This is a genomic window from Nocardioides sp. URHA0032 (genome assembly GCF_000620645.1).
In the GTDB taxonomy this organism is placed as follows: domain Bacteria; phylum Actinomycetota; class Actinomycetes; order Propionibacteriales; family Nocardioidaceae; genus Nocardioides.
This window is the reverse complement of the sequence record NZ_KK211160.1, coordinates 137,701-157,037: the sequence shown is the minus strand read 5'-3', so window position 1 is coordinate 157,037 and position 19,337 is coordinate 137,701. Positions and strand designations below refer to the sequence as shown.

Sequence of the window (19,337 nt, the reverse complement as noted above, 5' to 3'; positions counted from 1 at the left end):
CGCCCGGTACTGGTTAGCCCCCTCCGGCCGGCAGTGCCTCGAGCATGACGTCGGGGTGGTCGCGCGCGGTCGTTTTGGCCCGCCACTGGTCGACGAAGAGCGCCAGGTGGGTGCCGTCGCTGCGCTGCAGGACCTCGACACCCCGGATCCCGGCCAGCGCGGCGGCGCCGTCGGCATCGGTACGCCGGGCTACCTGGTAGTCGAGCCGCGAGAAGCGGATGGGGGCGTTGAACTCGTTGGTCATCCGGTCCTCGACCACCTCGAACTGCATCGGCCCGACCGCCGCGAGGACCGGGTTCTGGTCGCCGCGAAGGTCCGAGCGCAGCACCTGGACGACGCCCTCCTGGTCGAGCTGTTCGATACCGCGACGGAACTGCTTGTAGCGGCCGATGTCGCCGGCGCTGGCGGTCATGAAGTGCTCGGGGGCGAAGGTCGGCACGGGCGGGTACTGGATCGACGGACCGACGTACACGGTGTCGCCTACCCGCAGCGCATTCGCGTTCACCAAGCCGATGATGTCGCCGGCCTCGGCGGTCTCGACCGACGTCGTCTCGCGACCGAAGACTGCTTGGGCGAACTTCGTGGCGAAGGGCCGGCCGGTGACAGCGTGAGTGACGACCATCCCGCGCTCGAAGGAGCCGGACACCACCCGCGCGTAGGCGAGGCGGTCGCGGTGGGCAGCGTTCATCCCGGACTGCACCTTGAAGACAAAGGCGCTGAAGTCGTCAGTGACCTGGCGGATCGCGCCGTCGACGCCGCTGGTCTCGCTGGGCGCTGGGGCGAGTTCGAGCAGCAGGTCGAGGAGCTGGGCCACGCCGAAGTTCTGCAGCGCCGAGGCGAACATGACCGGCGTGGTCGCCCCGGCCAGGAAGCGTTCCTGGTCGTGGTCGGCCTCGTCGAGCTCGAGCAGCTCGTGCTCCTCGACCGCGGCCGCCCAGGCCCGGGCGTCGGGCTCCTCCACCTCGTCGGGCCCCATCCTTCGCTCGGGGGCGCGCGTGGCGCCGCCGGCAGTGCGGGTGTACTTCACGAACTCGCCCGTGCGACGGTCCAGCACCCCGCGGAAGTCTCCCGCCTCCCCGACCGGCCAGGTCAGCGGTGTCGGGCGGAGCCCGATCTTCTCCTGAATCAAGTCCATCAGCTCCAGCGCCGAGAGGCCCGGACGGTCCCACTTGTTGATCACGGTGATCACCGGGATGCCGCGCAGCGCGCAGACCCGGAACAGCTTGAGCGTCTGAGGTTCGAGGCCCTTGCCCGCGTCGACCAGCATCACCGCCGAGTCAACGGCGGAGAGCACCCGGTAGGTGTCCTCGGAGAAGTCGCTGTGGCCGGGGGTATCGACCAGGTTGACCACGTGGTCGCGGTAGGTGAACTGGAGCGCGGCCGAGGTGATCGAGATCCCACGGGCCTTCTCCATCGCCATCCAGTCGGACACCGTGCCGCGACGGTCGCCCTTGCCGTGGACGGCTCCGGCCTCGTTGATAGCCCGGGCATGCAGAGCGAGCGCCTCCGTCAGGGTCGACTTGCCCGCGTCAGGGTGGCTGATCACGGCGAACGTACGGCGGGGGCGAGAGTGGGGCACCGGAAGAACCTAACCGCCGACCGGTCACTACCTCGACTCCTGCGTGGCCCTTTCGCTCCACCGCGGGCGAGAACGCTGGTGGTCAACGCGACGACAATCACCGGCAGGGCCCCGCAGCACACGTCCGTGTCATTTCGCCGCCGAAGGGCGTATGTCCGATCGTATGACTGGAGAGGCCCGCCCGGACACGACTCGAGCACTTACCGCTGTCGGCTGACCCGAACGTCGCCACACCGCCGGCAGTGCCAGCACCACATGCTGCTAACCGGCTCCCCGCCCCAGCGCTGCGCGGCACCTACGACGCGGACCTCCAGCGGCTCACCGCAATTGCACGTCCTCGACTCAGGAACCGCAGGCCACCATCGCCACCGCACCATCCACCGATGGTGCACCCGCGAGCCGCCAAGCGCCATGACACGTCGGGAGGGTCCCTGGTCAGACCAGCAAGGCTCGACTCTCATTCGTAACCAAGCTCGTAGCCGCGTCTTACCGCCGCTTTGGCGCAAGGTAGACACGGGACGTTCGCCACGCTCGTGGGCTCAGACATCCTCACATCCAGCGAGAGTCAGGATGGTTCACATGGACAGCGCACTCGGAAACCTGGTCTCGAAGTCGAGCACGCCCACCCACGACGGCGTCACCGTGATTCTGGCCATCGGCTGACCGCTCAGCTGCTGGACCCAGGCATTGCCCTGGTCATCGCCGAAGTAGCGGCGCGCGGCGGCGGCATACTCATCGGAGACGTCTTCCAGCATCTCCACCGCAGCGTCACCACGAACCATCAGCGCGTGGTACGGCCATCCGCCTCCCGCGTCGATCGTGACGGCCACCCGCGGCTCTCGCTGTAGTGCACGGAGCTTCGGCGCCTTCGGTGGGCTTCCGAACGTCAGCGCCTCCCCGGTCCAGTGAAACCAGATCGGGACCACCCGCGGGGTGCCATCAAGCCAGGAGTAGGCGAGACGGGCCAACTCTTTCGAGCCGAGCAGTTCCTGCGCTACCGGGTCCTCGAGCAGATGCAGGTCCCCTTGCGATCCGGTCATCGCGAGCCCCCTCTCACTACATGGCGCGCCGGCGGTTCTGCGCGGTGCTGGGCCCTACAAGTGAACGCCTATGCCTCGTGCGACGGCAAGCACTGAACGTCATGGACTCCTGCGGCACCGCTGGCGTTTCTCATCGAGTAACGGCGCGAGTGTGACTGCGCGCTGCGCGCGGTGCGTCACAACGTCGCGAAGGTTGTGGGTGAGTCGCACTACAGCGACTCGATCGGAGCTCCATCTTCGGCGCCAGCGTCCCTCGTCGATCGCCGACGGGCGTCGTTTGGGTCCACGTGCCGGGGCGACCGAGTTTACCGACGACGGGACCGCCAGCAGGCCGCAATCGCCCGCGCCGCTGGCTAGCGCCGCTGCCGACAGGAAACGGACGTCGAGTGAAATGACCATTCCTTGTTGCGACAGTAGAAGCAGCAGCGGAACGACCGCTGCACCCACCGTGAGGCAGAAGACCCCCTGCGCCAGGTCCGGGTCTGCTGCGTGAATCGGTGTCAGCCTGGCGTAGCCCATTCCACCGCGACTGCCGGGGAGTAACCGCGAGCCCTATGCGGATTCAGTCGTCGAGGCCAGGAGGTGCCGCGCCCGCCGGCCAAGGTCGCTCAGGTCCACCCGCCCCGCCTCGGCCGCAGCAGCCAGGCGCGCGGCCAGGTCCAGTGCCTCGTCCAGATCGGGTCCTGCGATCGCGGAATCCTGGCCCATGTGGCGAAGAATTGTGACCTCGGTTCGCGAGGCGATCAACGGATCGGCGACTCCGTCGATCCAGACTCGGGTGCGCCGGCCGTCGCCCCGTTCCTCGCCGATGATTCGCTCGAGCGCGAAGATGCGGTCCGCACGCGCGAACTTGCCGAAGCCCAAAGCCACCATGCGGGAGTCCGATGCCACCCGACCATCTTGACACTGTCCGTCGATGTCAGTCCCGTGGCTGGCTGCAACTGTTGGCGAGACGGGCCACCGCGTCACTTCGCCGCCATCGAAGGCGCGGGGACCGACTGCCGACGATCCACCTCGGCACATCCCTACTTGAGGACAGCCCACGCAATCAACGAGTCCAAACGCCGGATGTCTGCGCCCTTTCCGACCTTGATCTTGATGTGTCCGGCCCGCGTCCACATCTCGAGCTCCGCATTCGTATCCAGCATCCCGCCAGCGTTCTCTGACGACCACATGTTGATAGCGCTGTAGGGCAAGGAGTAGATCTCTACCTTCTTGCCCGTGACGCCCTGCGCATCACGGCGTCAGGCTCGCCGCCGACGACGGCCGACCGCGCAGACCAGGGACGTGAAGACGAGCGCGAGCGCTCCGGACCCGATCAGAGCTCGGATCGGGGCGTGCTGCGACATGGTTGTCACTTCCTCCTCCATGTCGACGAACAGGTGCCACCAGCCTCACGAGGAGGGAGCCGTCGGAGCGATAGGACCTTGGGGCTAGACCCTGAGCGTGGTCACTGGGACCGGTGCTTCGGGACCCGAACACTCAACGAGGATCACTCAGTTCTCATGTCGGGTGACTGCGGCCTCGAGCACGGCGGTGATCTCGGCGCCGATCAACTCGTGGCGGCTCACCAGCGCATCCCGCAGGGCCGCGACCAGGTGCCTGTTCTCAGCGAGCAGGTCATGGACATGCTGCTTCTGCTGGTGCAGCAGACGTTCCACCGCCGCCCGACCTTGGGGATCACCGATGACCCGCCCGACGATGTTGGTGTCCGACAGTGCCGCACCCTGGACGGCCTGGAACGAGACCAGGCTGTCGTCCATGCCGCACACCCCGACCATCTGCGCCGCCACCGTGGTGGCTGTGATCAGGTCCCCGCTGGGACCTGTCGATACGTCAGATACGAACAGCTCTTCGGCAACCATGCCGCCAAGTGCGATCCGGATCAGGTTGAGCATCTCGGTCCGCGATCGGGTGAAGACCTCGTCCCGGTCGCCGTGTGCCAGCAGCCCCAGTGCGTCGCGGCGCTTGATGATGGTGAGGACCTCCAGGCGTCGCTCGGGTGCGACCAGCCAGGCCGTGGTGGCGTGCCCAGCCTCGTGGGTGGCGATCAGGGTTTGCTCCTGGTCGGTGTACTGCACAGGCTGGCCTAGGCCGATCTCCTCGGTCAGCCGGGCTCGTTCGATGTCTCGGATGGTCATCGCGCGGTCCCCGCGCCGCAGCGCATTGACCAAGGCCTCGTCGAGCAGGTGCTCGATCATGACGGGCGTGTAGGCCTGGGTCAGGGCGGCCACATGCTCCCGGACGTCGTCGTCGTCCAGCTCGGATACGTGTGCCTTGCGGGTCAGAAAGTGGTCGACGAGCTCGCGGCGGGCCACCCGCCCGGGCGAGTCAAACGTCAGCCGGCGGTCGAAGCGGCCTGGGCGGAGCAGTGCGGGGTCGAGGTTGTCGGCTCGGTTCGTCGCCGCGATGACCAGCACGTTCGTCGGCGCGGGCAGGGGCCGGGGCAGCTGTCGGTGGGCCGGCAGCAGCGCGTTGAGCTGCTCGGCCAGCCAGGCGTGGATGCGCTGGGGACCGCTCGGCTCGTCGAACGACTGCATCTGGACGAGGAGTTCGTTGACCACGCCGCCGGTGCCCTCACTGATGGTCGAGCGGTTGGTCGCTGCGGTCAGGTTGACGGTGAGCGCTGTGGCTGGCGCGTTCCAGCCGCATGAGGTGGATCCGAGGAGGGACGAGTCGAACGGCAGCACAGGCTCGGCGTGACTCGGAGCGGACCCGGCGGCCATGCCTCCCCTGGTCATCGCGATGGCGTCGATCTCCTCGATGAAGCCGATCGCGCCGCCGTCGCGTCGGGCGGCCTTGCGCAGCGCGCGGAAGTAGGAGCGGATCTTGCGTGCTGTAGCGCCGTAGTACATCGACTGGAACGAGGTCGCGGACACGAACAGGAACGGCACGCCGGCCTCGCGGGCCATCGCCTTGGCCATGTGTGTCTTCCCGGTTCCTGGTAGCCCTTCGAAGAGCAGTCCTCGCCGCGGCGTTCCCCCCATCTCCTCAGTGAAGGCGCGATGGGCGAGGAACAGGTTGAGGGAGCGGACTACGTCCTCCTTGACGGCGTCGACCCCCTTGACGTCGTCCAGGGTGACCTCGATCTGTTCCGGCTTGAACATGATGTGGGGCGAGCGGCCCGCCCCGATCGTCGCGCCGAGCAGCGTGCCCACCATCGTGAGCAGGAGCAACGAGGCCATGACCAGGAACGGGTCGAACGTCGGGAGCCGCCACGAGCGGATGTCCATCGGGTCGCCGCGGACCAGGCGCCACCACAGCCACACCAACAGCAGGGCCAGAACGAGCGCGAGTCGGCGGAGGGCGAGTTGCCTACGTCGCTCGCGGGCAGCGCCGACGTCGGCGGCGGAGGCGACCAGGCGCCCTACCCCTGCATCCGTCAGCAGTGATGGTCCATGCTCGAGCCTCTTCGTCACCCGTCCACCTCCGCCAGACATGCCTTTGGCCCTCAGGTTCCGCCGTCGACATCGTCGATGAGGGAGGAAGCGTCGGCCGGCAATCGCGCGTTCAGTCCCCAACTCTGGGGACCACTCGGACCCCAGGGCGGTCACTTTCAGTCCAGGCGTTCGCGTGGACCGCATGGCAGCGCTGACGAGCTGGCCCGTAAGGCAGGGACGTCTCCCGCGGGAAAATCGTCATCTGGTCACAGTCGGCAAATTCCATCGATCCTGACGGAACGTGATCTCGGCTGACGGTCCTCCTTGCCGAGAAGTGAAGGATGATGGGCGGATTAGGGCACAGCAGAGGTGCCGCAGGTCGCGGAACGCGAGGGCGGATGAAGCGTTCCGCGATCCGGGTCCCCGCCGAGGTGCGTCTATCCGCCGCGACACGGCGCCCCAATGGGCTACGAGCCGGATGGCGGCGTCGGTCCGTCGTCCTTCGAGGGAGGACTCGTCCACGCGGTCGCCCGCGACGGCACGCTGAGCTGAGCCGGGCCGCAACTGGTCTATGACGGGGGCTGCCACAAGCAGCGCGTCGATGGGCATGGCCCGTGTGGACCATTGACCGCCGGCGCGCTTCTCGCGGACCGTTGACCCATGGCCGAAACCTCCTCGGTGGGCAGTAGTAAGAGCGCGCGCGGCAGCAAGGGTCTGGGAGGCCCGCTGACTCAAGACCTCGTTGTCCGCAAGGCGGCGGCGGGCGGCTGGGCCGCGCTGATCGCGGGTCTCGTCGCGGCCGTCGCAGCCCGGCTGGCAATGAGCCTGCTCGCCTCGCTCAACGCCGACGTTGCCGGCGCCATCTCCGACGACGGGTTCGTGATCGGCCAGGTCACCTTCGGCGGGACTGCACAGCTGACCGGCGCGTGCCTGCAACTGACGTCGATCGGCGCCGCGTTCTACCTGCTCCTGCGGCCGTTCCTCGTCGGTACCGGCGCAGTACGCGTCGTCACCTCCGCGGTCGGCTTCGGCGTGCCGGTGGCAGCGGTCGCGATCATCCACCCCGGCGGCGTCGACTTCACCCGGCTCGAGCCCCGGTGGCTCGCGATCGCCTTGTTCGTTGCGCTCCCGGTCGGCGTGGTTGCCATCTTCGCTGCCCTCGCCGAGCACTGGCTGCGTGACGAGTCGTGGTTCATGAGCGCGTCCCGCTCCCGTGTCAGCCCACTGCTGGCCACCTGGATCGCCGCCGGCATCGGCTTGGTCCTCCTCGTGCCGATCTTCGTCGCGGCGTGGGTGTCCGCGGGCGCCAGCGCCCGGGACCCGTCCGAGCCGGCGCTGCCAGCCAAGGCCAAACGACTCGGGCAGGGTGTGCTGGTCACGATCGCTGCACTCGGCACCTGGGCGCTTGTCGACGACGTCGCGACCATCCTCGGCTGATCCGTTCGGTGCCGCGTCCACGGCGCAAGCACCAGGGGTGGAGCGAGGCTCTGCGTCGCGGGGCAGGCCTGCGGAATCCGCTGGTAGTGCGCTCATGGATTCCCCGATCATGATCAGCATGGATGATCGATCTCGGTTTCTCGCCGCCTACGACGAGCAGTTGCGGACCGACGCAGAGACACCGAGTGCAGTCTCGGTGGCTGCCCTTGGTCCGTTGCGGCTGGTGACGTTCTCGGGTGGTCGCGGTTTCGTCACCTACCAAGACCTGGGTGGAGCCGACGCGGACGCGATCTCTCGACTGGTCGAGGCGGCGCTCGCGCACTACGGGGCAGATCCCGAGATCACTCGGGTGGAGTGGAAGACACGGGGGCACGACTACGCGCCAGGACTGCATCAGAGCCTCCTGGCCCACGGGTTCGTCGCAGAGGAAGCGGAGTCGATCATGATCGGCCAGGCGCAGCGGCTCGCGGTCGAAGTGCCGTTGCCCGAAGGCGTGATGCTGCGGCAGGTCAGCGAGGAGAGCGATGTCCGCGCGATGAGCGCGATGGGTGCGCGGGCCTTCGGCGACCAACCCGCCGAGGGAGAGGCGATGGCTGACGCGTTGCTGCGCCGGCTCTCCCTCGATGACGGAATGGAGCTGTGGGTCGCGGAGCACAACGGGCAGATCGTTTCCGCCGGTCGGCTCGAACCCGTTCCCGGGACGGACTTCGCCGGGATCTGGGGCGGCTCGACACTGGAGGAATGGCGTGGTCGCGGGATCTATCGCGCCCTGACCGCAGCGCGGGCGAGGTCGGCACTGCGGAGGGGCAAGACCCTCATCAACAGCGACTCCACCGAGTACTCCCGTCCCATCCTGGAACGGTACGGCTTCCTCAAGGTCTCCACCACGACGCCCTACCTCTGGCGGCGCTGACCCCACCGAACACCGCAAGCGCGCCGACAGGTGCATCATTCCGCCGCGAAGGCGCGCAGCCCGCCTTCCGATCGGTCGGGCCCATCGAACGCTACGCAGCAAGACAGCGGACCGTCAGGAGTAGCGGTGGCTCTTTGCCGCGTGACCCTGCTCGCGTGTGCACGTGCCTCCGTTCATCGAACGGTGCCCGCACAGTGCGTCGGTGGGAGAAGCTGAAGAAGCCGGGCTGGCTTCCTGAACCGTCGCGGGTCGAACCGCTCGTCTGGTCGGAGTCGAGGCGGCCATCGGCCTGGTTGATGCCGCGCTGTATCGAGCCTCTCGCATCGCCCGCACTGCTGCTTCCTTGCTCATCGTCGATTCACCAGACGAACTCTAGAGGTGCATGCCGACAATTCTCTTGAGGCGCGGCGCCGACAACGGTTCCCTCCGACCCGAACCGCGACCGGGTCATGCACGTGATCCTCCTCGATCAGGCCGGCGCGTCATACCGGGGATCGTCTAATAGCCGCCACTGACCGAGTCGCTCATGAAATCGGGCCCCGGTCACAGGATCGCGCCGCGGGGCGCCAGCTCGATAGAGGCAACGCCGCGCGCGAACAGCACGAGCAGCCGATCACCGTGCTGGCAACGAAGGACACCGTCATCGGATCTCAGCGCTGCAACAGCTTGTTCGAGGACCTGGCCCTCATCGGTTCCATCTGGATCCTCATACTTGACGTCGGTGTGATCGCCGCTGGTGAACCGGACGCGAAGCACGACGTCTGCCATGAAGGCACGCTAGCCGCGCCGGTGCTCACGTGCCACGCAAGCAGCATCACGATCGCTGCGCCGCCACACTCGCTGACTCGGGGTCCGCCTCTGGTCACACCCGGAGCCGATCAGCGTGGCCGACCTCTTGCTGCCCCCGCTGGCCTCAGTGAGCGGTGAGGAGCAGCTCATGCTTGGTGACCCAGTCAGCGAGACCAGCAGCGCCACAGCATCAACGTCAGCGGGAGGAATCTGCGGAAAGTCGCCAAGTTCGATGCTCTGGCGACCGCGACCATGCAGATCGCATCCGGCCCGAATCCTGCGCTCTCAAGCTGCGTCACGTCGCCCCGACAGCGGGCGTCCTAGCCCGACCTCGCGAGATCGGCCATGACACGCCCGGGCGACAGACGCGCGCTCGCTCCACCGGGACAGGAGCGGTGCGTCGAGCCGTGAAGAGTGCTCACTCCACGGGGAACATGCCGAGTTGGTCACGCGAAGGGCGCACCGCATCCGGCGCCATGTCGAGGATCGGCCCGTCTGCGGCGGACGCCGGATCTGGGACGGACTCGTCTGAGGCGGGTTCCCGATCCGGGATGCCTGCCCGAGGCACGGCGGGGTCGGCGGCGTGGGCGGCCGCCTCGAAGTAGCGCAGCAGCTCCACCGGGAACGGCAGCACGAGCGTCGAGTTTCTCTCAGCCGCCACCTCGACCATCGTCTGCATCAACCGCAACTGCAGGGCACCCGGCGTCGCCGTCATCGCCGCCGCGGCTTGCGAGAGCTTCTTGGACGCCTGGTACTCACCGTCCGCGGTGATGACCCGGGAGCGGCGCTCCCGCTCGGCCTCCGCCTGCCGCGACATCGACCGCTTCATCGCCTCGGGTAGCGCTACGTCCTTGATCTCCACGCGATCGATCTCGATACCCCACGGGACGGCCGGACTGTCCAGCATCACCTCGAGGCCCTGATTGAGACGCTCGCGGTCGGACAGCAGGTCGTCGAGCTCGCTCTTGCCGATGATGGACCGCAGCGAGGTCTGCGCCACCTGCGAGATCGCGTACTGGTAGTCCTGCACCTCGACGACCGCACGCATGGGGTCCATCACTCGGAAGTAGACGACCGCGTCGACCCGCACGGTCACGTTGTCGCGGGTGATGCCGTCCTGGGCGGGGACCGGCATGGTCACGACCTGCATGTTGACCCGCCTCATCCGGTCCACGAACGGGATCAGCATGGTGGGGCCGGGCCGCCGTACCTCTCGCTGGGCGCGCCCCAGCCGGAACACCACACCACGCTCGATCTGCTTGACCACCCGAACACTGGCCGACAGGCCCACGACGATGAGCACGAGCAGTGTCGCGAGTACGAAGAGCAGGACGTCCATGACGACCTCCGGGGATGAGTACCGCCTCGTCCTCCAGCCTACGTCGGCCAAGACCGGCATGATCCGCGTCGCTCGCAGGCCCGGGCTGCCAGCGACCCAGGGACGGGCCAAGACCCGAATGAGAAGTCAGGACAATCCGTACGGCCCGAAATACGTCACTTCGCCGCCTATCCCCGCGACTTATCTGGTGTCTGTCGATGTGTGGGCGGCTCGTACCGGAGCGTGCCCAAGGTGCTCCCTCGTGCCCGATGAGCCGATGCATGCGGGTCGGTAGTAGGCGTGATCACTGAACGGGCCAGCCTCAGGCGCCGCAGCTCCCTGAGCCGAGCTTGGCAAGCTCATTGAGGTCGCCAGCGCCGTAGGTCAGCTGGCCGGCGTTAGAGGAATACATCAACTGGGCCGGGTCCTCGACATGCCCGAGGCCCAGGACGTGGCCGAGCTCGTGCATGACGACGGCCTGTTCGACGGCCGTGTTGTGCTCGGCGCTCTGCCGCGCGACCGAAGGAGCCTCCAGCTTCCGGGGCAGAGTGAGTCACTTCGCCGCATGCGCGCGCAGGTCTTGCGCCTTGGATCAACGCGCGCTCCGCAGTCCCGGAGAACCGGCAACATGATGGACCATCCTCGGGGACTCGGGCAGAGGCATGCCTGCGTCACAGGAAGTCCATGCCGGTCAGCGTCGGGCTTCCCCGAGCATCGGGCGGATGCTTATGTCGTACGTGGGGCACACCTACGGCAAAGATTGTCCGACAGCGAGGAGCCAAGCCATGATGACCGTCGTTACGAGCGTGACCCTGAGGGAAGAGGCAAGAAATCAGTGGGACCGGGCGATGCACGAGCGCGTCCGGGCCGCTTCGGACATGGACGGATGGGTCGCCGTTCAGCTGCTCCGAGAGGCCGACGACCCGCAGCGGCGTGCGATCATCGGCACGTGGCAGTCACGGGAGCACTGGGCCCGCTGGCACGACGACGAAGCATTCAAGGCCACCCGAGCTGAACTGGCCGGCCTGGAGGATGGACCGTCCACTACCGTCTGGTACGACGTGGTAGAAGAACAGGCCTGAGGATTGATCCGGTGATGCCACCCTTACCCGTGTGCCCACCGACGAGACCGCCTGAGCTCGGCGACTGGCAGCGCCGCTAGATTCCTGCGTCGTCGTCACACGCCATGGACGTCCAAGGCGCGACGCGCCGCCGCGATCAACGTCCCGCGCCGCTCCGCGGCGTCCCGCGCCGTTCCGCGGCGGCCATGGACGTCCAAGGCGGTCGACGCTTGCATGAATGATCGACAACGTCAGGTCGGCGTCCAGTCCTTCTCGACTATTGCAAGGCAGCGCTCGACGTTCCTCTGAACTTATGGCTGCGCTGCCCGATGTGGTGCCAACTCCGCAAGGCTCTGAGACAAGCGCGCACTCTCTACGGCCGCCTGGCTTTGTCGAAGACTGCGGGCAAGGGAACTCTCCGGCGAGATAGCCTTCGGGTGGGGAGGAGGCTGCCGTGACCGAGGACTACGTGCATGCTGCACAGACGCTCCGCCGCATCCTCAACTCGTCGCAGGTGCGTGAGGCCCTAGGCAGCGAAGCCGGGGTCGCGGCGCGGCCCGCGGAGCTCGAGCAGGTGCAGGCCCAGGTGGCGGAAGCGGCGAGCTCACCTGCGCTGCGGCGCTTCATGGAGAACTACACGCGTCTCCAGCAGCAGCTCGTCGAGGTACGGCGAACAGAGGAGCAGACTGGAGTTTTCCTCCGTTCGATTGACCAGAGCACGATTGATCTGGCCGTCGAAGTCGCTCGCGTCGCGGATCAGGCGGCCGCCGACGCAGGGCAAAGTGCGTGGAGCCGCCGCATCCAGAAGGTCGTAGCCGCGCTACAGCCACCGCTCGACGCCCGGTTCTCTCCCTGGGAACGGGGCGTGCGCCCGAAACTGAAGCACAGCGCCCCGGCTCAGACCTGGGATACCACCGACGCGCAGCCCGCCTTCGTGCCGATCGAGACTCTCGAGGACCTCCAACAGATCGCGGATGCGGCCGACGTCCCCGAGGAGGCGATTCAGCAGTTCGAGGCCGAGATCTCCGACATCGCAGCCCTCGATGTGTTGCTCGACGACGCGGCCGACCAGATCGGCGCCGACCATCCCTCGATCACCCGCGCTCAGGCCCGCCGGCTCGTCCTGGTCTGCGCATACGCCGGATGGGTTCTTAGCATCCTCGGGATCACGGTCCTCTCCGACCCCGTGCTTGTCGCCGTCGCGGCCCGGCTCGGGGCGACCGGAGCGGACGCCAGCGACGTCTCGAGCACTGCCGGGAAGCTCGTCGACAAGGCCCAGAGCAAACTCGTCGCCGACCAGCGCCCTTCGATCGCTCCCGAGCTCGACGAAGACGTGTGAACGGCCAGAGGGCTGGGGCACACGACCACCGACGCGCCCCACACGACTGCCATCAGACACATCGACGCAATGGAGACCCAGAACGACGGAGCCGGCTGCGAACTGAGTTCAGTTGCGCTGCGACCTGCGTCAATTCGCCGCATCAGCGCATCGGCGTGACCTGGCGCACGAACGTTCCACCGCACTGCTGCGGCGCGGACGACATGGAGGTCTTCACGGGTCGAAACCTCGGATACGCAGAATGTTGGGCACGCGCCACCGAGAATCGACATCCCTAGGAGAGCCCATGAGTATCGAGCTGAATCACACGATCGTGCACGTGAGGGATCGTTGGGCTGCTGCTCGCGATGTCGGCGAGGTGCTGGGTCTGCCTGAGGCGACGGCATACGGTCCGTTCGCCGAACTGAAGTTGGACAACGCCGCGAGCCTGGACTTCATGGACACCAAGGGTGAGATTCACGGTCAGCACTACGCGTTCCTGGTCAGCGAGGGGGAGTTTGACCTCATCCTGGATCGCCTGCGGGACAACGGCCGCCAGTGGTGGGCTGACCCCTTCCAGCGCCAACCGCACGAGATCAACCACGAGGACGGTGGCCGCGGCCTTTACTGGGAAGGCCCGGACGGGCACTGGTTGGAGATCATCACCCGTCCATATGGGAGCGGTGCCTGACCCCCCGATCACTCGCGGCGGCACCGGATGCAGTTCCGGGATCTGGAAGACCTGCGTCTTACCGCCGCGACGACGCACAGCCGACCGGAGGGCCACATTTGGCTGCTCGTCACGTCCGTCGGTGGAAGGTGACGTCGCCGTTGGGGTGGTGGGTGGTCCGGTAGTTGGTGTCGTGGGCGCGGGCGTGGTGCCAGGGACAGAGGGAGATGCCGTCGGCGAGGTTGGTGTGGCCGCCGTCGACCCAGCGGGTCTTGTGGTGGGCGTGCAGGCCGGTGGCGCGGTCGCAGCCCTCGGCGCGGCAGCCGCGGTCGCGGACCAGCATCGCGGTCCGTTGGGCCTCGGTGAACAGCCGGCGTTTGCGGCCCACGTCCAACGGCTGGGAGTCGCCGTCGAGGACGACGGGGATGATCCCGGCCTGGCAGGCCAGCCGGCGGGCCAGGGCGGGGGAGATCTTCTCCCCGGTGTCCAGCACCCCCGCCTTCTCGAGGCGGCCGAGCAGCACGTCGAGGTCGATCAGCACCACGGCAGTGGCCGAGACGCCGCCGGTGGTGGGGAGCCGGTCGGCGGGGTAGCGCTCGATCAGCTCGCACAACGCCCGCCCCAGCGCCTCCGGGGTGGCCGGGCGCTCCACGCCGGGACCCTGGGTGGCGGCCACATGCCTCGGGGCAGCCAACGCCGAAAGCATCTTCCGGAGCGTGGCGCCGTGGAAGGTGGGCACCGTGAAGGTGCCGTGGGTCTTGCCCTGCCCGTCGTCGTACATCGAGAGCCGGCAGTCCTTGGCGGCAGCGGCCTCCTCCTTGGCCAGCAGCGCGGCTTCGCGGGCGTCGGCCTCCGCGGGGGCGACCACCTCGAACAGGTGCTTCCCGAGCCGGTTCAGCGCCTGGGCGTCGTGGTGCCGGGCCAGGCCCAGCAGGTGCGCCTCGGCCGCGGCGACCTTCCCGACCGGGACCGTGGCGGGCAGGTCCTCGACCCACCGGATCACCACCCGCGCCTGATCCGCCAACACCCGCCCGGCGGCCAGCGCCTCCCGGGTCAGCGAGTGACCCTCGAGGTCACGGCCGAGCCGCACCGCGGCATACGCGGCCGCCCGGGTCGCCTTCGTCTCGTGGGCCAGCCAGTTCGCCGCGGACGAGGCCCCGACCTCCTGGCCGACGTGCAGCTCCTCGGCGTGCGCGGCGACGCGGGCCTTGAGCTCGGTCAGTCTCGCTTCGGCGCGCTGCAGCGCGACCAGGGTGTGCCCGGTCTCGACCGGGTCCATGGACCACACCGACGCATCGGCGACCGCGTCGAGCTCGGCGTGCACGTGCGCGGTCGCGACACTGACCCGGTGCCGGGGAGTCGCGATCGCTGTCATGGATCCATCACAGCACCGGCCACCGACACTCAGAGGCTCAGAACCCTTGTTTTGACCAGCATTCGGACAATCCCGGAAGATTCTTCAGCAGAAATTTCGCGGCCCCTCGCGACCCCTCGCGACCGCAAGCCGGAAAGCAGCCGGAACCACGCGCCCGCCTCGTCCGCGTCGGTGCCTGTCGGTCGGCACCACCCACGGACCCGCAGCCCGGTCTCACGGAAGCGGACCGCAGGCCGGGAAGCCACCCCGACCCGAGCCCGCCGTACCCGCTTCGCCGCCTGTCGGTCGCAACCCGAAGCGACCTACGGCCGACGCACACCGACGCCCAGATGGCGGCCACGGCTGACGAAAGCGGCGGCCGCCACCCTGGGAAGACTCAGGGCCCGACCGGGTAGTGGCTGGTGATGGCGATCCGGTTCCAGGCGTTCATCGCGGTCGCCAGCCAGGCCACGGCCGACGCCTGCTCGTCGGTCAGCGATCCGTCATCCCAGGTCCGGACCTCCGGGACGGCGAGGCGCGTCACCTGCTCGGCGAGCGCCAGGGCGGCGCGCTCCTGTGCGGAGAAGTACTGCGACTCCCACCAGGCGGCGAGCACGGCGATCCGGTCGGCGCTCTCCCCCTTGTCCGTCGCCGAGCGGGTGTGCATGCGGAGGCAGAACGCGCAGCCGTTGATCTGGGAGATGCGGATCCTCACGAGCTCCGCGGTGAGAGCGGGGACCGAGGCCGCCTCGAGCGCCGCCGTCACTCCCTCGTCGAGGGTCATCATCTGCCGGTACACGGCCGGGTGCAGCTTGCCGATGTCCATCACCATCACTCCTTCCACGGCGAACCGAGGACTCGGTCGACCATGCTTCCACGCTGGAATCCCGGCACGAAGTGGGCCAGGACGTCGGAATTGACCGTGCCGTACGTCGTGTCGGGCCGGTGCGCCAGCCCCTCGACGAAGGCCTGGAGGAACCCGTTCTTGAAGTCCCCCCGGGGGTGGGCAGCGACCACCTCGGCCACGGCATCGGCGTCCATCGAGTCCAGTCCGAGGCCGATGGCGTCGACGAGGACGCCGAGGTGGGTGACGGCGATCTCGGGAGCCATCCGGGCCGGGACGCCCGGCGTGGTGTGCAGCGCGACCGCCTCCCACACGAGCTCCGCCTCGGCGGCTCCGAAGCCGTGGTCCTGGAGCAGCTGCCGGGCGTGGTCGGCCCCGTCCAGCTCGAACCGCTGCTCCGCATCGGAGAACGGCGTGAACAGCCCGGAGTCGTGCATCATCGACGCGATGTAGAGCAGCTCCGGGTCCGGCTCCAGGCCCAGCTCGGTCGCGCGCAGCCGGCCGAACAGGTAGACGCGGCTCGAGTGGTGGAACAACAGCGGGCCGGTGTGCCGGCGGGCGAACGCGCTCGCGGCGGCTGCCGCTGCGCTGTCCGGTATCTCGACGCCTGCGATCATGGTGGACATGGTGGGTGTGCTTTCCCTTCGATGTGGGTGCGGGGCCGTCACGGCCCGTGGTCACCACAGTGCCGGAGCGACCGCCTCCGGCGCTGCGCACGTCCGGCCATGAGCCACTCGAATCCGGACACGCATGAGGCGACGGCCGGGTCGCCGGGCTCCCACCGGGTCGCGATCCTGGTCTACGACCAGGTCGAGCTGCTCGACGTCGCCGGCCCCGCGGAGGTCTTCGGCGAGGCCAACCGGCTGGGAGCGTCGTACGACGTCGTGCTCGTCTCCCCCGACGGGGCGGACGTGGTCTCGTCGCTCGGCATCCGGCTCTCCGTCGGCGGTGCGGCCCGGGACGGGTCCCCGTCGGACACGTTCCTCGTGTCCGGCGGCGATGCCTACCCCACGGCCGCGATCGAGCCGGAGCTCGTCGCCGCGACCCGGGAGCTGGCGGCGGGCGCGGGACGGATCGGGTCGATCTGCACCGGCGCGTTCATCCTGGGCGCCTCGGGACTTCTCGACGGTCGCCGCGCGACGACCCACTGGAAGGTCGCGCACAAGCTGGCCCGGCAACATCCCACGACGCGGGTCGAGCCGGACTCGATCTTCGTGCGGGACGGCAACGTCTACACGTCCGCCGGCGTCAGCGCCGGCATCGACCTCGCGCTGGCCCTGGTCGAGGAGGACCACGGGCCCGACCTGACCCGGGAGGTCGCCCGGCGGCTCGTCGTGTACCTGCAGCGGCCCGGCGGGCAGTCCCAGTTCTCGGTCCCCATGGAGGCGCCGGCGCCGCGCACCCCGGCCCTGCGCAGCATCGTGGACCGGGTGACCGCCGACCCGGCCGGTGACCACGCCCTGCCTGCTCTCGCGGGGCACCTCAACGTCAGTCCGCGCCACCTGACGCGGCTCTTCCGCACGGAGATGTCGACGACGCCCGCGCGGTACGTCGAGATGGTCCGGTTCGACCTGGCGAAGTCCTTGCTCGACCAGGGCCACAACGCCACGCACACGGCCGAGCTCGCCGGGTTCCCCAGCTACGAGAGCATGCGCCGGGTGTTCGTGCGCGAGCTGTCCCTCTCGCCGACGGCGTACCAACGCCGCTTCGCGACCACCCGGCCCCGCGCCTGACGTCACGGCGGGACGGGCCCCCGACCGCCCCGCCCTCGACCGGTCAATGCACGTCCTCGATCCGCAGCTGGTCCGGCAGCTCCGCCGGGACGCCCTCGCCGACGAAGCCCACCTCGGTGTACTGGATGCCGTCGTCGAGCCAGGGCTGGAGGTGGTGCAGCCGCTGCTCGCTGGGTGACTCGCCGGTCACGGTGAACCGCAGCGTCAACATCAGCATCTGCGGGTTGAACCCCACCTCGGACGGGAGGACCGACACGGCGATGCCCCCTCCTCTGATCACCGCGGTGCCGTCGACCCGGAGCGTCTTGCTCATGTGGTCGTGGATCGCGTGGAGATCGCGGTACGTGACTGACACGTCCGGCTCAGGCATGGGGCCTCCCAGGGGTGCTCGGTGATCGGGGCTCACACGTGGGCGCGGTACTTCGCCTCGATCTCGTTGATGGTGCGGATCCAGGTCTCGGTGTCCATCTGGTGGTGGGCGTAGGCGGTGTTCGCCCAGTCGAGCTCGCGCTGTCGATCTGCTTGCGCGCGGGCGCGCGCCTCGTCCAGAGGCGAGCCGTGGAACTCCGTGTCGACGGGGCCCTTCCGCTCCTCGTGCTGGGAAGGCACCGGCACGTAGAGAAGCTGCTCCCACGATGCGTTGTTGGGGTCCCAGATCGCGCCCGGGTATCGGCTCTTGAGCTCGTCGTACCCCTTGGCGACCTTGATCCAGACATCGGCCGCGGGTTCGGGCCAGCTCACTCCGAACACGTTGAGGTTCCAGGGCAGGGACGAGACCTGGCGGCTCGGGTCGGTGAGCCGCAGCCAGGTGTCCTCGCGGGGCACGTACCGCTCCGGCGTGACGTACGAGCCCCCGGAGAAGATCGGCGCCTTGTACGCCTCGCTCGCCTTCTGGAACCGGACCCAGCCGACCTCGAAGCGATCCCACGGATTCATCGTTCGGCTCCGCCCCGCGCTGCCTCGTGCGGTCACCTCGTCATCGGTGGACCGTCCCGATGCGCGCCAAGGTATCCAGCGATGACGGCGGTCTGGGGCCGCCGCCGACGGACATCACCCAATTGCGGTACCGCCGCCTCGGCGGCCGCACGGAGACGCGGATCACCGGCCTCGACATCACGAACGGCTCGGCGCGACACTCAGGGATGGCTGAGCCGTGGGCCACGATCGCGACGGCGGCGCTCCCGCTCGTCATCGCGGGCGCGCTCGGCCTGATCGGCCAGATCAGCTCACCTGCGCAGCAGCTGCGGCGGGGACTCTCCGCTGATGTCGCGTTCGTCGAGCACGTACGCGAGCCGGCACGCGGCCGGCACGCTCGGGACATCGAGCAGCGCGTCATCCAGCTCACCGCGTACACCCGGTTCCCCGGCTTCGGCATGGAGCAGCGCTGGTACGCCGTCATCGCGGTCTACTTCTACGGGAGCACGCTCTACCTGTGGCTCCGGTACGCGGACGGGACCTACGAGACGACTCGAGCGCTCGTGGCCACGGTCGCGGTCCTCTTCGGCACCCGTGCCTGGTGGTTCGGCTGCTACCGACCATGGAACGTGCAGACGGCCGCGCGACTGTCGTATCTCATCCCGGAGGTCGACCAGGAGCTCCAGGAGAACGTGCTCTCGCGCGCGAGAGGAACGCTGATCCTGTGGGAGGTCGTCATGCTCCTGCCTTCATCCGCGTGGGCCTACTTCGGGGTGGTGGGGTTCCACGGGCTGGTTCCGGTCCCCGACGACTGGCGGTTCCTCGTGACCGCCTCCCTGGCGGTGGCGATCACGGCCTTCCTCGTGTTCCTGAGCCGACGGCTTCCCCTGAACGCCGCGCTGTCCGATCCGCGATCCGCCACGACCGGGAACGCCGATCCGGGCGGATCGGCCCGGTAGACGTCCTCGATCAGCTGCTCGTCCGGC

General features: G+C 68.5%; 19 protein-coding genes and 1 pseudogene. 7 read left to right on the top strand and 13 right to left on the bottom strand.

Features of this window, described 5'->3' with window-relative positions; translation table 11 throughout:
• Nucleotides 1-13: 13 nt before the first annotated feature.
• From N538_RS0118850 to N538_RS26195, 5 genes and pseudogenes are all read right to left on the bottom strand, one after another.
• Nucleotides 14-1,579, bottom strand: a complete 1,566-nt coding sequence (locus tag N538_RS0118850) for a peptide chain release factor 3 (RefSeq protein ID WP_028638590.1) — start codon at nt 1,577-1,579, stop codon at nt 14-16.
• Between the two features lie 575 nt (nt 1,580-2,154).
• Nucleotides 2,155-2,619 (bottom strand): pyridoxamine 5'-phosphate oxidase family protein, encoded by a 465-nt coding sequence (locus tag N538_RS0118845; protein WP_028638589.1) that lies wholly within the window; start codon nt 2,617-2,619, stop codon nt 2,155-2,157.
• Between the two features lie 552 nt (nt 2,620-3,171).
• Nucleotides 3,172-3,510, bottom strand: a complete 339-nt coding sequence (locus tag N538_RS26205) for a hypothetical protein (RefSeq protein WP_051549439.1) — start codon at nt 3,508-3,510, stop codon at nt 3,172-3,174.
• 134 nt (nt 3,511-3,644) lie between these two features.
• Nucleotides 3,645-3,845: pseudogene (locus N538_RS28645) on the bottom strand (PH domain-containing protein); the annotation flags it as partial.
• A 270-nt stretch (nt 3,846-4,115) separates the two neighbouring features.
• Nucleotides 4,116-6,038 (bottom strand): AAA family ATPase, encoded by a 1,923-nt coding sequence (locus N538_RS26195; protein WP_197025396.1) that lies wholly within the window; start codon nt 6,036-6,038, stop codon nt 4,116-4,118.
• A 621-nt stretch (nt 6,039-6,659) separates the two neighbouring features.
• Here N538_RS26195 and N538_RS0118820 point away from each other — a divergent pair.
• Nucleotides 6,660-7,436, top strand: a complete 777-nt coding sequence (locus N538_RS0118820; protein ID WP_155992240.1) for a hypothetical protein — start codon at nt 6,660-6,662, stop codon at nt 7,434-7,436.
• Between the two features lie 94 nt (nt 7,437-7,530).
• Entirely contained in the window at nt 7,531-8,349 is an 819-nt protein-coding gene (locus N538_RS0118815; protein ID WP_231496271.1) for a GNAT family N-acetyltransferase, read from the top strand.
• A 543-nt stretch (nt 8,350-8,892) separates the two neighbouring features.
• On the opposite strand, the gene N538_RS0118810 is transcribed toward N538_RS0118815, so the two are convergent.
• The 3 genes from N538_RS0118810 to N538_RS28095 form a co-directional block, all read right to left on the bottom strand.
• Nucleotides 8,893-9,117, bottom strand: coding sequence for a hypothetical protein (locus N538_RS0118810; protein ID WP_028638586.1), 225 nt, complete (start codon nt 9,115-9,117; stop codon nt 8,893-8,895).
• Nucleotides 9,118-9,556: 439 nt separating this feature from the next.
• Complete coding sequence (locus N538_RS26190; protein WP_081790581.1) at nt 9,557-10,477, bottom strand: slipin family protein; 921 nt, start codon at nt 10,475-10,477, stop codon at nt 9,557-9,559.
• A gap of 301 nt (nt 10,478-10,778) precedes the next feature.
• A complete protein-coding gene (locus tag N538_RS28095; protein WP_269320367.1) occupies nt 10,779-10,991 on the bottom strand; it encodes a matrixin family metalloprotease in 213 nt (70 codons plus the stop codon).
• Nucleotides 10,992-11,241: 250 nt separating this feature from the next.
• On the opposite strand from N538_RS28095, the gene N538_RS0118795 reads away from it, so the two are divergent.
• From N538_RS0118795 to N538_RS0118780, 3 genes are all read left to right on the top strand, one after another.
• Nucleotides 11,242-11,538, top strand: coding sequence for an antibiotic biosynthesis monooxygenase family protein (locus tag N538_RS0118795; protein WP_028638585.1), 297 nt, complete (start codon nt 11,242-11,244; stop codon nt 11,536-11,538).
• 433 nt (nt 11,539-11,971) lie between these two features.
• Nucleotides 11,972-12,856 (top strand): hypothetical protein, encoded by an 885-nt coding sequence (locus tag N538_RS0118785; protein WP_028638584.1) that lies wholly within the window; start codon nt 11,972-11,974, stop codon nt 12,854-12,856.
• 286 nt (nt 12,857-13,142) lie between these two features.
• Nucleotides 13,143-13,526, top strand: coding sequence for a VOC family protein (locus N538_RS0118780; RefSeq protein ID WP_028638583.1), 384 nt, complete (start codon nt 13,143-13,145; stop codon nt 13,524-13,526).
• 109 nt (nt 13,527-13,635) lie between these two features.
• Here N538_RS0118780 and N538_RS27600 read toward each other — a convergent pair whose 3' ends face one another.
• The 3 genes from N538_RS27600 to N538_RS0118765 form a co-directional block, all read right to left on the bottom strand.
• On the bottom strand, nt 13,636-14,880 hold the full coding sequence (locus N538_RS27600; protein WP_028638582.1) for an HNH endonuclease signature motif containing protein: 1,245 nt from the start codon (nt 14,878-14,880) through the stop codon (nt 13,636-13,638).
• 376 nt (nt 14,881-15,256) lie between these two features.
• The gene (locus N538_RS0118770; protein WP_231496270.1) at nt 15,257-15,685 is read right to left on the bottom strand and encodes a carboxymuconolactone decarboxylase family protein; all 429 of its coding nucleotides are present in this window, start codon (nt 15,683-15,685) and stop codon (nt 15,257-15,259) included.
• 5 nt (nt 15,686-15,690) lie between these two features.
• Nucleotides 15,691-16,320 (bottom strand): HD domain-containing protein, encoded by a 630-nt coding sequence (locus N538_RS0118765; RefSeq protein ID WP_197025395.1) that lies wholly within the window; start codon nt 16,318-16,320, stop codon nt 15,691-15,693.
• Nucleotides 16,321-16,428: 108 nt separating this feature from the next.
• On the opposite strand from N538_RS0118765, the gene N538_RS0118760 reads away from it, so the two are divergent.
• Entirely contained in the window at nt 16,429-17,436 is a 1,008-nt protein-coding gene (locus tag N538_RS0118760) for a GlxA family transcriptional regulator (protein ID WP_051549438.1), read from the top strand.
• A gap of 43 nt (nt 17,437-17,479) precedes the next feature.
• Here the strand turns inward: N538_RS0118760 and N538_RS0118755 are convergent, their stop codons facing one another.
• The gene (locus N538_RS0118755) at nt 17,480-17,806 is read right to left on the bottom strand and encodes a hypothetical protein (RefSeq protein ID WP_155992238.1); all 327 of its coding nucleotides are present in this window, start codon (nt 17,804-17,806) and stop codon (nt 17,480-17,482) included.
• 32 nt (nt 17,807-17,838) lie between these two features.
• Nucleotides 17,839-18,372: a hypothetical protein gene (locus N538_RS0118750; protein WP_028638577.1), complete on the bottom strand. Its 534-nt coding sequence runs from the start codon at nt 18,370-18,372 to the stop codon at nt 17,839-17,841.
• Between the two features lie 59 nt (nt 18,373-18,431).
• Here N538_RS0118750 and N538_RS0118745 point away from each other — a divergent pair, with 59 nt between their 5' ends.
• The gene (locus tag N538_RS0118745; protein WP_155992236.1) at nt 18,432-19,310 is read left to right on the top strand and encodes a hypothetical protein; all 879 of its coding nucleotides are present in this window, start codon (nt 18,432-18,434) and stop codon (nt 19,308-19,310) included.
• Nucleotides 19,311-19,337 lie beyond the last annotated feature (27 nt).

Coding starts and splice junctions, on each gene's coding strand:
- N538_RS0118845 (WP_028638589.1), bottom strand. CDS start 2,619: ATGACCGGATCGCAAGGGGACCTGCATCTGCTCGAGGACCCGGTAGCG.
- N538_RS0118755 (WP_155992238.1), bottom strand. CDS start 17,806: ATGCCTGAGCCGGACGTGTCAGTCACGTACCGCGATCTCCACGCGATC.
- N538_RS0118770 (WP_231496270.1), bottom strand. CDS start 15,685: ATGGACATCGGCAAGCTGCACCCGGCCGTGTACCGGCAGATGATGACC.
- N538_RS0118815 (WP_231496271.1), top strand. CDS start 7,531: ATGGATTCCCCGATCATGATCAGCATGGATGATCGATCTCGGTTTCTC.
- N538_RS26190 (WP_081790581.1), bottom strand. CDS start 10,477: ATGGACGTCCTGCTCTTCGTACTCGCGACACTGCTCGTGCTCATCGTC.
- N538_RS0118780 (WP_028638583.1), top strand. CDS start 13,143: ATGAGTATCGAGCTGAATCACACGATCGTGCACGTGAGGGATCGTTGG.
- N538_RS0118810 (WP_028638586.1), bottom strand. CDS start 9,117: ATGGCAGACGTCGTGCTTCGCGTCCGGTTCACCAGCGGCGATCACACC.
- N538_RS0118760 (WP_051549438.1), top strand. CDS start 16,429: ATGAGCCACTCGAATCCGGACACGCATGAGGCGACGGCCGGGTCGCCG.
- N538_RS0118745 (WP_155992236.1), top strand. CDS start 18,432: ATGCGCGCCAAGGTATCCAGCGATGACGGCGGTCTGGGGCCGCCGCCG.
- N538_RS0118765 (WP_197025395.1), bottom strand. CDS start 16,320: ATGATCGCAGGCGTCGAGATACCGGACAGCGCAGCGGCAGCCGCCGCG.
- N538_RS27600 (WP_028638582.1), bottom strand. CDS start 14,880: ATGACAGCGATCGCGACTCCCCGGCACCGGGTCAGTGTCGCGACCGCG.
- N538_RS0118750 (WP_028638577.1), bottom strand. CDS start 18,372: ATGAATCCGTGGGATCGCTTCGAGGTCGGCTGGGTCCGGTTCCAGAAG.
- N538_RS0118820 (WP_155992240.1), top strand. CDS start 6,660: ATGGCCGAAACCTCCTCGGTGGGCAGTAGTAAGAGCGCGCGCGGCAGC.
- N538_RS0118795 (WP_028638585.1), top strand. CDS start 11,242: ATGATGACCGTCGTTACGAGCGTGACCCTGAGGGAAGAGGCAAGAAAT.